Raw genomic sequence first — 16,420 nt, forward strand, 5'->3', positions numbered from 1 at the left:
TATTATATAGTCTGATTAGACTATAGTCAATTGACTCCAATCAATAAGCAACAAAACCAACGAAGAAAGTGTTCGGAAATTTTGGAATAGATTTAACACAGAGTGGAAATAGCGAATCAACTGCCAGTGTGTGTCTAGCGATTCAAAATGGTTCCATGTCATCGATTTTGAGTCAGTACTTACATCGGGTCGTGTTCATATTGTCATTTCGATAATACTGGAGAGGATCTTGAGGATCATATCAGTATTGGAACCATTGGATTGATCAAAGCCATCGAGAGCTTCCAGACCGGTAAAGGCACTAAACTCGCTACATTCGCCGCTCGTTGTATTGAGAACGAAATACTTATGTATTTGAGATCGTTGAAGAAGACACGCAAGGCCGTCTCCCTGCACGATCCCATTGGGACGGACAAAGAGGGCAATGAAATCACGCTGATCGATATCCTCGGCACGGAAGCCGATGATGTGGAGGACCGGGTGCAGCTGAAGATCGAGAAAAGCAAGATCTACCGCAATCTCGATATCCTCGACGAGCGGGAGCAGGAAGTGATCCGAGGCCGTTTTGGCCTGGATCATGGTGGGATGAGCGGACGCAGCGAAAGATTGCAAAGGAGCTGGGGATCAGCCGGAGTTATGTGCCGCGGATTGAGAAGAGAGCGCTGAGGAAGCTGTATCATGAGTTTTATAAGGCGAAGAAGTAAAAGGGTATTCTTAAATTAAGTGCTACTATGCCGAGTAGTTGATAATGTCAGAAAAGAGCATTGCGCTATTGCAGTGCTCTTTTCTTATGCTAATTTAGATTTTTGATTAGTCCCTTGGCTATGTGCCCTAATGGAGAATACCTAAATAAGTAGGAATTTTTTACGGGGAATACATCCATAAATATCTTTAAAATGAGTTCCATTTGCTCTTTGGCGGAAGACACATCGGCTAGTTTCTAGAGGGCCTGATTGCATGTCAAAATCGGGAATTGACAACGCTTTTATATCCTTGTTGAACAAATATTTAACCGTATTCTCATCTGTAATAGATGTCATAATCAAGAGCAAGAAGGGAAATAAACACAACAACATACCAGCAGTGAAAATGTATGTCTGAATTTTCTCTCTTTATAGAATTAATGTTTGAAACTTACAAATCAAGTTTAGATTCTCCATGGTTTGTTTGCCGGAAAGCAGATAACATTTCTTATTGTAAGCGCTGTACTTCAGAAGAGACAGCCAAATCATAGGGGGGATATTAGATGTGGAAAAGGAAGTCGCTGCTTATGTCGTTGATTCTGATTCTGCTACTGGCTGCTGGATGCAGCAGCAACGGCGGCAGTAACAAGAACAACGCAGGAGTCGACAGTACGCCTACTTCTTCGGAATCGGAAGCCAATGATGCAACTCCTGCTGCAATTGAGGATAATACCGGAACACCTGAAATGGATTTCGATATGGGTGGTCGAACTATTAAATGGGTTTCCTGGTATGACGAATCCATCAAGGAAGATAATCCGGATAATATCAAGCGAAAGCAGAATCTGGATGAATTAATGAAAAAACATAATTTCAAGATTGAATATGTCACGGTTGACTATGCGGAATATTCCAGTAAGGTTACAGCCTCGCTGCTTGCCGGAGAACCGATCGGCGACATCATCCGGATGGCAAGACCGTGGATGATTCCATCGCTTGTTAAGCAGGAGCTGTTCTCTCCTGTAGATGAATATACGAAGAATGACAAGGTATTTATTCAGCAATATACAAACGATTATTCCCAGTATGCGGACAGAGGCTATGGATTCCGCTCCGGAATTAACGGCGCATCGTCAGGTATTTTCTATAACCGTACTCTGATGAATAAATTAGGCATGAAGCCACTGCAGGATTATGTGAATGATGATAACTGGAACTGGGATACTTTCATCCAGGTTGCCAAAGAAGCTAACAAAGATACGGACAATAACGGTAAGCTGGATACATGGGGTGTTGCTACAGCCAATATTCTGGTGCAGGCGCTGGCTTCCAATGACGCCAATCTGGTCAGAGATGATAAACAGAATTTGGAGGATCCGAAAACAAAGGAAACCCTGGAGTTCATCTTCAAGCTTGCTACGGAAAACGTCGCTAGACCTACAGAAGGCGGAGACTGGACGGAACCTGGGCAGTTTTTCCGTCAAGGCAACACGTTGATGTACGCGGGAAGCGATTATGAGATGGATGGCTTCAAGAAGGATATGCCGGATATGGATATCGGATTCCTGCCATTTCCTAAAGGACCTAGCGCGGTGGCATATCACTCGCATTTGACGATTCCGAACTACATGACCATTCCGAGTGTAATAGAGCATCCTGAGCAGTTGGTCTATATCTATGAGAAAATCAATGATATCGATTCGATTTACGATTATCCGAAGCAGGCCTCGCTGGAAACGTTATTTAGCAATGAGGATGATATCGATAACGCCAAGACAGCAGGAGAAACTATTAATAGAGTTGACGGAAAGGATGGTTATCCGAATATGCCTTACTATGAAATGGTCGGCGAAATTCTGGAAGGTGTATCGGTATCCACAGTAATTGACAAATACAAAGAGCAATTCCAGTCTTCTATTGATGAAGTCTGGAAGAAGTAACAGCGCTTTGAACGACAATGGCAGGTCCCTATTACAGCAGTAATGGGGACCTCTTTCTTTCATCTGCTCTGCCGTTGTAACACGAAGATCATTTTATTTTGGCGGCAGATGGAGGATATCCCTTTATCTCTTTAAATACTTTGCTGAAATAATAAATATCTTGGATTCCGCAGCGCTCTGCGGCATCCTTAACGGTGAAATCACCGGAAGAAAGCATCATTTCTGCGTTATTGATCCGGATGCGGTTGACATATTCTTTGAAAGTCATTCCAGTATTCTGCTTGAATAGCTTTCCGAAGTACACAGGATGCAGTCTCAAACCTTCTGCTATCTCATTAATAGCCATATGATCTGAGTAATGTTCTGTTAAATATTCTGTAAGCTTCTTTATTCGGGGATCAAAAGAAGTTGGTAAATTTCGGTGAAAGCTGGTTAACAGACGGTGGATGATCAATTCGAATAGTGCCCGTGCCTGAATATGGTAATAAGGCTGCTTGCTCATCCACACATGGTTAAATTCACGCAGATAGCTTAGGATCTCTTTCGTGATAACCTTTTTCGTCAACCCCTGAAAGGGCATTTGAATATGATTATGAGGTTCTGCCCAGTAGAAGTTAAAAGGATAGGAATGCATAGGAGAATCTTTAAAGGTATGAGCTTCCCGCACACTGCCGCTGGGAACATAGACGAGATCTCCTGCTTCAGCGGTGAATTTCTTGCCGTCAATATAGTAATTAGCCTTTCCTTCGATAACAAAGGTGAGATCGTGAAAGCTGATTCTAGCCTTTTGTATGGTCCAATCAGGATAACATCTTCGATCAACAAATAAAAAGATATTAGGAACAAGATAGGGATGGTGTTCAAGCTCCAAGATGGTTCGCCTCCTATACAGCATATATAGATTACATGCAAAGGGAGATCGTTATGATTACATTAACCGGCTTTGCTGATGAAATCTCATCAGAATTGGATATTCAGCTGGATGTCCTCGAATCGGAACAAATCCATCATCTAGAGCTGAGAAGTGTTTGGGGGAAAAATGTATTACAGCTCACTGATGATGAAGCTGTAAAAGTAAAAAGAATATTAGAGGACAGGGGATTTCAGGTATCTTCCATAGGCTCTCCACTAGGTAAAATTAAAATAACCGACAATTTTGATCTGCATCTCGAAGAGGCCAGGAAGGCAATATGGCTTGCATCGTTTTTTCAGGTTTCATATGTCCGTATTTTTTCTTTTTATATTCCTGACGGTGAACATGATCGCTACCGTTCGGAAGTTCTCTCGCGCATGCAAAGTCTTGTACATTTGGCGGAGAGAGCAGGTATCGTTTTACTACACGAAAATGAAAGCCATATTTATGGGGACAACGGCGAACGGTGCCGGGATTTGTTACAAGCAATATCATCGCCTTATTTACGCGCTGCCTTTGATCCGGCAAATTTCGTGCAATGTAAGGTGAGTCCAGTATCTGAAGCTTATCCTTTGTTGGATGAATATATCTCCTATATTCATATTAAAGACGCTGTCATGGAGACAGGTTCAGTTGTTCCATCCGGTGAAGGAGACGGACAGTTGAGGCAGCTTTTACAAGTTTTGAAGCAAAAAGGATATTGCGGATATATGTCGCTGGAACCACATCTGCAGGCCGCTGGGAGACTGGAAGGGCTTAGCAAGCCGGAATTATTCATTGTTGCTTCAAGAGCGATCAAACTATTATTAGCAGAACAGAATATACCCTGGTCTTAATAATGCACGACAGCCGGTTTGTTGCGACCGGTTTTTTTATTTCTTTCATGATATGTTTAGATTTAAATGACTTCAATCACTTTCAATAAAGCTCTATAATCGCTAAGGTGAAAAATCTATAATTAGACAGGCAACTTAAATGAATTGAATAAATTTGGAAAGCAAGGGATAGCAGCTCTAGGGAAGTCGCACAAGGTGAATTCGCATATCCATTATGTGTAGTTGGCACTGCATCGTTTCGTGTTCACAATGTCAAAAAATTCGATAACACAGGGGAAGATCTTGAGGATTTGATCTCTAACGGGACCATCGGGCTTATCAAAGCGATCGAGAGCTTTCAGACGGGCATGGGTACAAAAACTTGCAACGTTTGCTGCTCGTTGTATTGAAAATGAAATACTTATGCACTTAAGGTCACTGAAGAAGACACGCAAGGACGTATCCTTGCACGACCCGATTGGCACGGACAAAGAAGGCAATGAAATTACGCTGATTGATATCCTCGGTACGGAAGCCGACGATGTCGTGGACCGGGTGCAGCTGAAGATTGAGAAGAGCAAGATATACCGCAACCTCGATATCCTCGACGAACGGGAGCAGGAAGTGATCCGCGGCCGGTTCGGCCTGGATCATGGCGGGGATGAGCGAACGCAAAGGGAAATTGCAAAAGAGCTTGGCATCAGCCGCAGCTATGTGTCGCGGATTGAGAAAAGGGCTGATGAAGCTGTATCATGAGTTTTATAAGGCGAAGAAGTGACCTTATGATAATGATAAAAAAGGACGCCATCGAGATGATCCCTCGAGCCGTCCTTTTTTTTGCCTGTTATTGAGCTTCAGATGCCGACTTGAACCAGTCAACGACTCAAAAAAATAAAAGAAAATACTTTATTCCACTTTGCATAAAAGTGAAAATCTGATACCATATAGAATATAGTCTATAGATTTAGTAAGGATTAAAGGGAGGCACTTTTTCATGGACAATTTGATGCTTGATTCCATAGATGCAACAACACATCTGGATCAACTCGAGGCTGAAGCGATTTATATTATTCGAGAAGTAGCGGCGGAATGTGAAAATCCCGTGATGTTGTACTCGATCGGTAAGGATAGCTCTGTGATGCTGCATTTGGCGCTGAAAGCATTTTATCCGGAGAAGCCGCCGTTTCCTTTCTTGCATATCGATACAACGTGGAAGTTCAAAGAGATGATTGAATTCCGCGACCGCAAGGCGAAAGAATTCGGAATCAAAATGCTTGTTCACTCCAATCAGGAAGGGATCGAGCAAGGGATCAACCCGTTCGATCATGGTTCCGCATATACGGATATTATGAAAACCCAAGCCCTGAAGCAAGGCTTGGACAAATACGGATTTACAGCTGCATTTGGCGGCGGAAGACGTGATGAGGAAAAGTCACGTGCGAAGGAGCGGATTTTCTCATTCCGTAATAAGAATCATGCCTGGGATCCGAAAAATCAGCGGCCGGAAATGTGGAAGCTTTTCAACACCAGAATAAATAAAGGTGAAAGCATGCGCGTATTCCCGATTTCCAACTGGACGGAGAAAGATATCTGGCAATACATTCGCAGAGAGAACATTGATATTGTGCCCCTCTACTTTGCGAAAGAAAGACCTGTCGTCAATCGCGATGGGCAGATGATTATGGTGGATGATGAGCGGATGAAGCTCGAGCCAGGTGAGAAGATTGAAATGGCAAAGATGCGGTTCCGTACATTAGGCTGTTATCCGCTTACTGGCGGTGCCCCTTCAGAGGCGAACACGCTTGATGCTATCATAGAAGAAACACTTGGTGCGGTATCATCCGAACGGACAACAAGGGTTATCGACCAGGAAGAAGCGGGAAGCATGGAAAGACGCAAACGGGAGGGCTATTTCTAAGATGAAGAGTCTGCTTAAATTTATTACATGCGGAAGTGTGGATGACGGCAAATCCACCTTGATTGGACATATGCTTTATGAGGCTAAGCTCTTGTTCGCCGACCAGGAGAGAGCGCTCGAGCTGGATAGCAGGCTGGGCAGCCGTGGCGGCAAAATTGACTACTCCTTGCTTCTTGACGGGCTGATTGCGGAACGTGAGCAGGGGATTACGATTGATGTGGCTTATCGGTATTTTACGACGGATAACCGTTCGTTCATTGTAGCAGACACGCCGGGGCATGAAGAATATACACGCAACATGGCCGTAGGCGCATCCTTTGCTGATCTTGCCGTTATTCTGGTGGACGCAACCAAAGGGATTATTACTCAAACGAAACGCCATACCCGAATTTGTGCCCTCATGGGAATTAAGCATTTGGTTTTGGCGGTAAACAAAATGGATTTGGTGGATTTTGATTCGGATAAATTTGATGAAATCAAAGAAGAATTCTCTCGCATCACCACTGAATTCCGGTTTGAGAGCATTCAGGTGATCCCTGTTTCTGCAACAGAAGGGGATAACATTACGAAGAAATCGCCTAATACGCCTTGGTACAAGGGGCTTGCTTTGCTGCCGTATTTGGAGAGTGTTGATGTTCATGCAAGCGACGATGTGAAGCCATTTATGATGCCCATTCAGCGGGTATGCCGACCGGACCACACCTTCCGCGGATTCCAAGGCCAGATTGAAGCCGGCAGCATCGCAGTTGGCGATGAACTGACAACTCTGCCTAGCCATGAGAAGGCAAAGGTTAAACGAATCCTAGTAACAGATCAAGACAGGAATTCGGCGCATGCGGGGCAACCTGTCACTATTCAATTAGATCGGGAAGTCGACGTTTCACGAGGTTGTGTATTTACGAAGGACAATCAACTCCAAGAAGCTGACAGCTTTAGCGCCACGATTCTTTGGATGGATGATTCTGTCCTGACGCCGGGCAAAGATGTTCTGGTGAAAGTAGGTACGAAGATTCTTCCCGGTACTGTGACGGCAATTAATTACAAAATCGATGTGAATACAGGCAATACGGTTACAGCTGATCATGTGGTTAAGAATGAATTGGCTAAATGTGAAATTTCATTATCGGATGGTATTGTTTTTGATAAGTTTGAAAAAAATAAAAGTATCGGTGGATTTATTCTCATCGATCGTGTAACGAATATGACATCCGCTTGCGGCGTCATTGATGAAGCTCTTCAAAGCTCTTACAGTGTCGACCGAATGGATACGGAAATCACACGAGATGTTCGTGCCCAGCAAAAAGGACAGCAGCCATTAACGCTTTGGCTTACTGGTTCCGTTGTGGGCAATACGGCTCTTGCGAAAGAAGTCGAGAAAAAGTTGGTAGCGAGAGGCTATCATACGATGCTAATCGATAACAGTTCAGGAGAATCTGTGCGGCAACTCGCGGCTTATGCCACATTGCTAAACGATGCGGGACTTCTTGCACTGGTACCGGCCGGTTCTACGAACAACAATGACCAAGCCATTGCGCAAGAAATCATAGGTCAAGCCTTTTTGCCAATCGAGTCTGCTATCAATAGTTCTTCGATCGAGGAAGCGGCAAAAGATATCGTAAAGCGTGTTGTAAAAGTTCTCATTCAAGATAGTTATACCATATAAAAATAAAAGCGCCGAAAAATCCTAAGGACTTTATCGACACTCTGAGAGCACTGTTAACGCAGTGCTCTTTTTTATTTCTAAGATATGTTTCCTTTCCTTACTAACTCAGTAGTCGCTTGTAATGGGCGGTGGGAGTTAAGCTCAGATATTCGTGATGCGAAAATTTGTTCTAACAAGATAATTTCTAGCCCCAAAAACTAATCGTGAGAATTCCTATTAAAATGAGAACCGAGCACAATATTCGTAAAGTGCCCTGCTTCTCTTTAAGGACGACAATGCCTAGAAACGTGGCAAATACGGTGCCGATTTCACGCATGGGGGAGATATGGGCAACGGGTGCGTACTTCATTGCGAAAAGGAACAATAAATACGATCCTGGATTGAGAATCGCTCCGAGCAAAATGATCCTGCTGTTTAATTTCCATTCCATGCGTAGTTGTTTGGAGGCGATAACGGTTGGCGTCAATGCAGCGACGAACCCGATATTAGTCACCTCAAGTAAAGAGATGGCTGAGATATGTTCAAGGTTGAGCTTATCCACGAAGACGTAGCAGGTCGTGCATAAGCCAACACAAAGCGCCATAAAGAAAGGTTTAACAACAGACCCTATGGGAGCTGAACTCGATTTTGCTCTGGTGAAGATACCGCTAAGTGAAACGAAACCAATAACCATACAAAGCAGTCCCATCCATCCGTATATCGATAAGGATTCACGAAGGAACAGGACACCAATAATGGGAACGAATAAAGTACTGGTACCTCTCATAATGGGATAGATTTGGGACAAATCACCCATGTTGTAGGTACGTGCTAACAAGAGCGAATAAGCGGCTTGCAAGCAGGCGGATAACAGCAGGAGGCCGTAGGATGATAAGGATAAGGGATGAAGCCATAATTCTTTTATTAAATAAGGAAGAAGTACGATGGTGGTTACCATAAGGATCGACCATAAGAAGACGCTTTTGTTATGACTGCTTTTCGTGAATAAACTCCAAATGGCATGCGCCAAGCCCGAAGCGATGACTAGCAGCGTTGCGACAATAATCAAACCATTACCTCCAAGTTAAGTACCGGGGATGTGTTCAGGCTGCTCGGTAATGACTGTGCCGTCAGCAAGTCGCAGCCACGTCTCGAAGCTGCGCTCGTCTTCTCGGAGTCGGATCATTCTTGCGCCTCGTTGAAAGCCCTCTCTACCATATGTGTTATAGCCGCTGGCTCTGCCGTAACATAGACGAATCCCATGCAGCTCACCCCAATAATCGTTGATATGATCATGGCCAACGAAGGTACCTACGATATCGCCCATCTCAAGCATAGCTGCAAATAGTCCTGAGTTCACTTGGCTGCTGGAGACGCTAGCCTCGTAAAAGTGCCCATAACAGGTCTTGGTGTCCCATACCTCTTGATATTCTGGGAAGGGAATATGGAAGAAAGCGAGAGCTGGCAAAGGCTGTTTAGCTGAAGTATCTCGAATCTGGAGAGATTCTTTCTTGTACCATTCAATCTGATCGCTGCGAATCCAATCATACCCATCAATATGGGGAACGGGTGAATAAGCACCTGAATCAAAGAAGTAAAGGTTGAATTTGCTTTGCCCTTCAGCATCTTGAATGGACAATCGGTAATTCCCTTCTCCGCTGACTTCTACCGGGCCCCTCTGGGCAACGGTATGAGGATACTGCAGAACGGCATGGATGAGCTCTTCTCTCGTAATGATCGATTCCGTGTCATGATTGCCGAACACGATAGCCCATGGAATCCCGCGAATTTCTGCGGATTGGACTGCTTCTCGTAATGCGCCTAATGGGTCCTCGCAAATGAGATCACCTGGGTCTACATCACCGGTATAGATGACATCACCTGTGAAAACAACAAGATCCGGTTGTTCAGCATCGAGGATGTCTTCCATGAGACGGCGTGTCTTCTGATCGAGAACACCGTTATCTTTCCAATGTAAATCAGTGAATTGCGCGATCGTGAATGTGTGATCCTCGCGAAAGACGAGTGAATGTGGCAAGATAAGCCCTCCATTATTTGTATTTAATGTTGCAGCCATTCTTCATTCATGTTGATTCATGTTGTTATTATGTTGTTTTATGAAAATTGTAGCGCCGCCAGATCAGGCTGTCAACCAGCAATTCTGATAACTCTCCGTTGCAAGAGGAATAGGCTGATGAGTTGACATCCTGTACCCCTAATTCTAAAATGATAAAAACAACATAAAACAACATTAATTAGATGAAATCAGTCATGTAGGAGGCTCTTGATGTCATTAACATTTGAAGATCGCAGGATGACGATTCTGTATCATTTGGAAATGGAAGGAAAAGTACATGTGCATCACCTCTCTAAGCTGCTCAGCGTTTCAACGGAAACGGTGCGGCGGGATTTGGATCGGCTGGAGAAGGAAGGCAAGCTTCGCAAGGTTTACGGAGGCGCGGTCAAAATGCGTATTGAGCATGTTGAGCCGCCTTTTCTGAAGCGGACTCAAATGATGAAGAAAGAGAAGTCGTCCATTGGTAAGCTTGCGGCTTCATTAATTGAAGACGGCGAAACGATTATGGTGGATAACGGAACGACGACAATTGAGATTTTGCCTTATTTAAGAGATCGAACGGACATTACCTTGATCACGCACTCGGTCCCGGTTCTTAATTTAGCGATGGAAACGTTTCGTGGAACCATTATTTTTGCAGGCGGGGAAGTGAATCCAGAGTACCAAGCGACAACAGGCTCCCTCACCGATCAGCTGCTGGATCAATTTAAAGTGAACAAAGCATTTATTTCCGTGGGTGGCATTTCACTTGTAGATGGCATTACTGACTTTCATTTAGCTGAAGCGAACATTTCGCGGAAAATGATGCAGCGGGCGGAAGAGTCTATTGTGCTTGCGGATCACTCCAAATTTGGGTTATCCACGTTTGCCAGAGTATCGAGGCTGGAGGAGATTTCTATGCTGGTCACGGACACGGGTTGTTCCAAAGAATGGGTAGATACAATGGAAGCGCTAGGTATCGAGGTGCGAATTAGCGAGTAAGACGAGATTGCCGTGGCAAAATTTCATCAGTTCGTGTTCATCATTCAAGAAATTCGATAACACAGAAAAAATAGACCTAAATTATAACAAAGACCCGTAAGAATGGACGATTCTCGAATGAATCGTCTATCTTACGGGTCTGATTGAGTTTCAGCAATAGAATGTTTGTAGCTACATAATGCCACTGAAATAAAAACTAGCGGCACCAAGTAGGGAAGAACTTGAATTTTAGACTATAGACCACATCTATATCAACTCTGCAATTTATTAATTTGGTATATGGTTTGGTTTCGTATTATAGTGGAGCTATCAAAGAGCAATATTGGTTGAAGGAGAGAATAGTGATGAAATATCACTATAAAAACACTCTCTACTTCGCATAACCAATAAAAATATTGGAGGAGATTACAAATGAGTAAGAATCAAATCGGAGTGGCCGGATTAGCCGTTATGGGCAAAAACCTAGCCTTGAATATAGAAAGTAAAGGTTTTACGGTAGCATTGTATAACCGTTCTCCGGAAAAAACGAAAGAACTTCTGGCCGAAGCACCAGGCAAGAACTTTGTGGGCACCTACAGCATCGAAGAATTCGTTCAGTCTCTGGAGGTACCTCGCAAAATTTTAATTATGGTTAAAGCGGGGACACCAACGGATGATACCATTAATCAGCTTGTGCCTCATCTCAGTCCCGGAGATATCATTATCGACGGTGGTAATGCGCATTTCCCAGATACGCAGCGTAGAAACCAACAATTGGAGGCACAAGGAATTCGTTTCATTGGGGCAGGGGTTTCCGGTGGCGAAGAAGGAGCGCTCAAAGGGCCGTCTATTATGCCCGGTGGCCAGCGTGATGCTTATGATCTTGTAGAGCCGATTCTTACCGCTATTTCCGCCAAAGTGAACGGAGATCCTTGCTCGACTTATATCGGGGAGGGTGGCGCCGGCCATTATGTCAAAATGGTGCATAACGGCATTGAGTACGGGGATATGCAGTTAATCGGCGAAGCTTACCATCTGCTCAGAGACGTGCTGAATGTGGATGCTGACGAATTGCATAGCATTTTCAAAAGCTGGAACGAAGGAGAGCTGGACAGTTATCTAATCGAGATTACATCGGATATTTTCTCCAAAAAAGATCCGGTCACCGGCAAACCGATGGTGGACGTAATCCTGGACTCGGCCGGCCAAAAAGGAACAGGTAAATGGACTAGCGAAAGCGCACTGGATCTTGGCGTCCCACTCTCGATTATAACGGAATCCGTCTTTGCACGGTTCATTTCTGCAATGAAAGAGGAACGTTTAGCAGCAAGCAAAAAGTTGAGTGGTCCCGCGTCTCAGAAATACGAAGGTGAACGTGATGAATTTATTGAAGCGGTAAGACAAGCTCTCTATGCTAGTAAAATCGCTTCTTATGCGCAGGGATTTGCTCAGATGAAGGTGGCCTCGGAGCATTTCGGCTGGAATTTGAATTATGGCAACATCGCCATGATTTTCCGCGGAGGCTGCATTATCCGAGCCGGTTTCCTGCAAAACATCAAAGATGCATACGATAGCAATCCGGCATTAAACAACTTATTCTTAGATGAATATTTCGGCGGTATCATTGAAAAATATCAGGAAGCCTGGCGCAAAGTAGTTGCGATCGCGGTAACCAGAGGCATCCCTGTTCCGGCATTCTCTTCAGCGCTTGCTTATTATGACAGCTACAGGACGGCGAATCTGCCGGCCAACCTGCTTCAAGCACAGCGGGATTATTTCGGTGCCCATACGTTTGAACGGGTGGATCAAGGTGGAAGCTTCCATTTCCAATGGTTGCAGAACAACGACTAATACAGGAAATACGATTTATTATAGATAAGATATTAATACTGCCTCCGAACGGTGTACAGCACTATTCGGAGGTGTTTTTGTAAAAATTGTCGAATAGCCTGGGAAGTATCAGTAATAATAGCTATTAGTTAAGATTAAAACTCTTATACATCACCAATTTTCCTTGAAAGGGGAAATCTGTTTTGGATTCGCAGTTTCTAGATTTATTGGCCCAGAAATATGATACGGAAGAAAAAGTTATAACAGAAATCATCAACCTTGAAGCGATCTCCAATCTTCCCAAGGGAACTGAGCACTTTGTCAGTGATTTGCATGGGGAGTTCCAGGCCTTTCAGCATGTACTAAGAAACGGTTCGGGTACCGTAAAAGAGAAAATCAAAGCCTTGTTCCATGAGGATTGGACGGACCATGAAATCAATGATTTTACTGCATTAGTTTATTATCCAGAAGAAAAAATACAGCTGGTTAAAGGAGAACTGTGCAATAAACTAGCCTTGAACCGATGGTACAGACAAACGATTGAGCAAATGCTTAAGCTCATTTCTTATGCCTCTTCCAAATATACGCGCGCTAAATTGCGTAAAGCTCTGCCGGAGCAGTTTGTATATATTGTAGAAGAGCTTTTATACAAGACGGATTCGACCAATAATAAGGACCCTTATTATGAAGAAATATACCGGCAAATTATTTCCTTGGGCCAGGCGGACAAGCTCATTATCGGCCTTGCTTATACGACCCAGCGCCTGGTGGTTGACCATCTTCATGTGGTCGGAGATATCTATGACCGCGGGCCGGAACCCGATAAAATAATGGATACGCTGATTAACTACCATTCTGTAGACATTCAGTGGGGGAACCATGATGTCCTGTGGATAGGTGCCTATGCGGGTTCCTTGGTCTGCCTTGCGAATATTATCCGGATCTGTGCCAGATACGACAATCTGGACATTATCGAAGACGTATATGGAATTAATCTTCGCCCACTGGTAAATTTGGCGGAGAAGTACTATGATGACAATCCGGCCTTTAGACCAAAGCTGCAGACCGACCATAACGGTTCGGATCAGGAAATCCTGCAGATTACCAAAATTCATCAAGCCATTGCGATGATCCAGTTTAAGCTTGAGATCCCGATTATCAAGAGACGTTCGTACTTTAATATGTCTGAAAGGCTTTTGCTTGAGCAGATCGATTACGACAAAAATGAAATCAAGATGGATGGAAAAACTTACCATCTGGAAAACACCTGTTTTGCAACCGTAAATCCGCAGCAGCCTGAACAATTGCTAGAGGAAGAACAGCAGGTGATGGAAAAGCTGCTGTTCTCCGTTCAGCATTCCGAAAAGCTGGCCAGACATATGAATTTTCTTATGAAAAAGGGCAGCCTTTATTTAAAATACAACGGGAATTTGTTATTTCATGGCTGTATTCCTTTAGATGAAGAAGGAAACATGGAAGAAATGCAGATTGAAGACAAGACGTATTCGGGCCAAAAGCTGCTCGATGTTTTTGAATATTATTTACGTTATGCCTTTGCCCATCCGGAAGAGACGGATGATCTGGCTACGGATATGGTATGGTACATCTGGACAGGGGAATGTTCCTCGCTCTTTGGAAAGAGAGAAATGACCACCTTTGAACGGTACTTTATTCAAGATAAAGAAACCTATAAGGAGAGAAAGAACCCTTATTATCATTTGCGCGAAAATGAGGAGATCTGCCGGAAAATCCTGCTGGAGTTTGATATGAATCCGAATCATGGGCATATCATTAACGGCCACACGCCAGTTAAAGAAATTCGTGGAGAGAACCCCGTTAAAGCAAACGGGAAACTGGTTGTCATTGACGGCGGTTTTTCAAAAGCCTATCAATCCACAACGGGCATCGCCGGCTATACCTTGTTGTATAATTCCTTTGGCATGCAGCTCGTAGCCCATCAGAAATTTAATTCAAAAGAAGATGTGTTATGTAACGGAACGGACGTATTGTCTGTAAAAAGGCTGGTGGACAAAGAGCTGGAGCGGAAACTGGTGAGGGAAACCAATGTCGGGGAGAAGCTGCTGCAGAAAATTTCAAATTTGAAGAATCTCCTGGAATATCAATATTTGAAATGAAACAACTGGTACAGCGTTACGCTCCATTGAAATGATCCAGCTACTTACACCCTATCCTGCCTGATCCATGGGAAGGCGCCTATTGCCTTCCCGCTCGAAGAGCTCGAACTGCTGACGCCAGTCGACGCGCCGGAAGTATGGGCCGCTGGCGTCACTTATTTGCGAAGCAAGGAAGCCCGGAATTATGAGGCAACGGGGGGAAAGCTACACTTAGCACTAATACTTATTCTCGTCTCAAATTTCAAATGAATAACTAAATTGCAATCCATTAATAATAAAAATAATGAATGTGTTCGTGAGATCAACAGCCGTTATTTGTGCCTTAATAACCATTGGTTCAGACATAAGGCTCCATCAACCATTGACATTTATCTTTGATCATTGTATCTTTGATTTAAGATAATTGATTTCGAGATATATGAGGCTGTAATCATCAGTTCCTTATATCAACAGATTTATTATCTTAGAGAACGGAGAAATGTTTAACTTCAATCGAGGGGGAAATTCCATGACTCTACAAACTGCTGGAATTCACCATATTACTGCTTTTGCGGGTGACCCGCAGAAAAATGTTGATTTTTATGCGGGTGTACTTGGTTTGAGGCTTGTAAAGAAAACCATTAACTTCGATGCGCCAGAGGTATATCACTTGTATTTTGGTGATAATGCGGGTAATCCAGGTACGATCATCACGTTCTTCCCTACACGCGGTTCTCATAGAGGCGAAATCGGCGGCGGACAGGTTGGTACTACCACATATATCGTACCGCCGGGTTCTTTGAGCTTTTGGGAGGAAAGATTAGCTCAATTCGATATTTCGTTTATGAAGACTTCCCGGTTTTCGGAAGAGTATTTACAATTTTCTGACAATGATGGATTGAGACTTGAGATTGTCGAGCGCGAAGAGGGTGCTTTTAGCGAATGGTCTTTCGGAGGTGTTCCAGCAGATAAAGCCATTAAAGGATTTGGCGGAGCGATTTTATTGAGCACGCATGCTAAGGAAACAATGAATGTACTTGCTAATGTTCTCGGGTTAGAAAAAGTCGGAGAAGATGGAAAGTACGCACGGTTTCAGGCATTTGGTTCAATCGGCAACATTATTGATGTTCCCTTGCAAAATATTCCCTGGGGTACAGGCGGCGCAGGTACCGTACATCATATTGCATGGCGTGCTAAAGACTTTATAGAGCATAAGGAATGGCAACATAAAGCTGCTAAAAACGGTTTGCGTCCTACTCAAATCATTGATCGCCAATATTTCAATGCGATTTACTTCCGAGAAAACGGTGGCATTTTGTTTGAAATTGCTACAGATCCGCCAGGATTTGCAAATGACGAACCGCAGGAAGAGCTGGGTCAGACATTAATGCTTCCTTCTTGGTATGAACCTCATCGCGCAACAATTGAGGCTAATCTCTTGCCTATCGAAGTGAGGGAGCTGAAGGGTAAGAAATGAGGCAATAATTAAAATATAGAAGATTCAAATGCCATACACGGCATTGAATGG

At 43.8% G+C, this 16,420-nt stretch carries 11 protein-coding genes and 3 pseudogenes; 11 read left to right on the forward strand and 3 right to left on the reverse strand.

What is annotated here, in order from left to right; all coding sequences use genetic code 11:
- Window positions 1–183: 183 nt before the first annotated feature.
- Together sigK (BM200_RS30200) and BM200_RS00245 are read left to right on the forward strand one after the other, a co-directional pair.
- Window positions 184–704, forward strand: a pseudogene (gene sigK / locus BM200_RS30200) (RNA polymerase sporulation sigma factor SigK).
- Between the two features lie 542 nt (window positions 705–1,246).
- Entirely contained in the window at window positions 1,247–2,623 is a 1,377-nt protein-coding gene (locus BM200_RS00245) for an ABC transporter substrate-binding protein (protein WP_091180001.1), read from the forward strand.
- An 88-nt stretch (window positions 2,624–2,711) separates the two neighbouring features.
- Here BM200_RS00245 and BM200_RS00250 read toward each other — a convergent pair whose 3' ends face one another.
- Window positions 2,712–3,494, reverse strand: coding sequence for a helix-turn-helix transcriptional regulator (locus BM200_RS00250; protein WP_175532689.1), 783 nt, complete (start codon window positions 3,492–3,494; stop codon window positions 2,712–2,714).
- Between the two features lie 53 nt (window positions 3,495–3,547).
- Between BM200_RS00250 and BM200_RS00255 the strand changes: the two genes are divergently transcribed.
- From BM200_RS00255 to BM200_RS00270, 4 genes and pseudogenes are all read left to right on the forward strand, one after another.
- Entirely contained in the window at window positions 3,548–4,372 is an 825-nt protein-coding gene (locus BM200_RS00255) for a sugar phosphate isomerase/epimerase family protein (protein ID WP_091180005.1), read from the forward strand.
- 245 nt (window positions 4,373–4,617) lie between these two features.
- Window positions 4,618–5,129, forward strand: a pseudogene (sigK, locus tag BM200_RS00260) (RNA polymerase sporulation sigma factor SigK); the annotation flags it as partial.
- Window positions 5,130–5,345: 216 nt separating this feature from the next.
- Window positions 5,346–6,269, forward strand: coding sequence for a sulfate adenylyltransferase subunit CysD (gene cysD, locus BM200_RS00265; protein ID WP_245772832.1), 924 nt, complete (start codon window positions 5,346–5,348; stop codon window positions 6,267–6,269).
- 1 nt (window position 6,270) lies between these two features.
- Window positions 6,271–7,932, forward strand: a complete 1,662-nt coding sequence (locus BM200_RS00270) for a GTP-binding protein (protein WP_091180007.1) — start codon at window positions 6,271–6,273, stop codon at window positions 7,930–7,932.
- 184 nt (window positions 7,933–8,116) lie between these two features.
- Here the strand turns inward: BM200_RS00270 and BM200_RS00275 are convergent, their stop codons facing one another.
- Together BM200_RS00275 and BM200_RS00280 are read right to left on the reverse strand one after the other, a co-directional pair.
- Window positions 8,117–8,980 carry a DMT family transporter gene (locus BM200_RS00275; protein ID WP_091180010.1) on the reverse strand — a complete coding sequence of 288 codons (864 nt, stop codon included), beginning with the start codon at window positions 8,978–8,980 and terminating at the stop codon, window positions 8,117–8,119.
- Window positions 8,981–8,995: 15 nt separating this feature from the next.
- A complete protein-coding gene (locus BM200_RS00280; protein ID WP_091180012.1) occupies window positions 8,996–9,949 on the reverse strand; it encodes a metallophosphoesterase family protein in 954 nt (317 codons plus the stop codon).
- Between the two features lie 249 nt (window positions 9,950–10,198).
- On the opposite strand from BM200_RS00280, the gene BM200_RS00285 reads away from it, so the two are divergent.
- From BM200_RS00285 to BM200_RS00300, 5 genes and pseudogenes are all read left to right on the forward strand, one after another.
- On the forward strand, window positions 10,199–10,969 hold the full coding sequence (locus tag BM200_RS00285) for a DeoR/GlpR family DNA-binding transcription regulator (protein ID WP_091180014.1): 771 nt from the start codon (window positions 10,199–10,201) through the stop codon (window positions 10,967–10,969).
- 411 nt (window positions 10,970–11,380) lie between these two features.
- A complete protein-coding gene (gndA, locus tag BM200_RS00290) occupies window positions 11,381–12,799 on the forward strand; it encodes an NADP-dependent phosphogluconate dehydrogenase (protein ID WP_091180017.1) in 1,419 nt (472 codons plus the stop codon).
- A gap of 182 nt (window positions 12,800–12,981) precedes the next feature.
- Entirely contained in the window at window positions 12,982–14,913 is a 1,932-nt protein-coding gene (locus BM200_RS00295) for a fructose-1,6-bisphosphatase (protein ID WP_091180018.1), read from the forward strand.
- A 99-nt stretch (window positions 14,914–15,012) separates the two neighbouring features.
- Window positions 15,013–15,120, forward strand: a pseudogene (locus BM200_RS30245) (fumarylacetoacetate hydrolase family protein); the annotation flags it as partial.
- A 301-nt stretch (window positions 15,121–15,421) separates the two neighbouring features.
- A complete protein-coding gene (locus tag BM200_RS00300; protein WP_091180021.1) occupies window positions 15,422–16,369 on the forward strand; it encodes a ring-cleaving dioxygenase in 948 nt (315 codons plus the stop codon).
- Window positions 16,370–16,420 lie beyond the last annotated feature (51 nt).

The sequence above is a fragment of the Paenibacillus catalpae genome (assembly GCF_900112695.1).
In the GTDB taxonomy this organism is placed as follows: domain Bacteria; phylum Bacillota; class Bacilli; order Paenibacillales; family Paenibacillaceae; genus Pristimantibacillus; species Pristimantibacillus catalpae.

Excerpts from the sequence above, each read along its gene's own strand:
- BM200_RS00245 (WP_091180001.1), top strand. The coding sequence starts at position 1,247 with ATGTGGAAAAGGAAGTCGCTGCTTATGTCGTTGATTCTGATTCTGCTA.
- BM200_RS00255 (WP_091180005.1), top strand. The coding sequence starts at position 3,548 with ATGATTACATTAACCGGCTTTGCTGATGAAATCTCATCAGAATTGGAT.
- cysD (WP_245772832.1), top strand. The coding sequence starts at position 5,346 with ATGGACAATTTGATGCTTGATTCCATAGATGCAACAACACATCTGGAT.
- BM200_RS00270 (WP_091180007.1), top strand. The coding sequence starts at position 6,271 with ATGAAGAGTCTGCTTAAATTTATTACATGCGGAAGTGTGGATGACGGC.
- BM200_RS00285 (WP_091180014.1), top strand. The coding sequence starts at position 10,199 with ATGTCATTAACATTTGAAGATCGCAGGATGACGATTCTGTATCATTTG.
- gndA (WP_091180017.1), top strand. The coding sequence starts at position 11,381 with ATGAGTAAGAATCAAATCGGAGTGGCCGGATTAGCCGTTATGGGCAAA.
- BM200_RS00300 (WP_091180021.1), top strand. The coding sequence starts at position 15,422 with ATGACTCTACAAACTGCTGGAATTCACCATATTACTGCTTTTGCGGGT.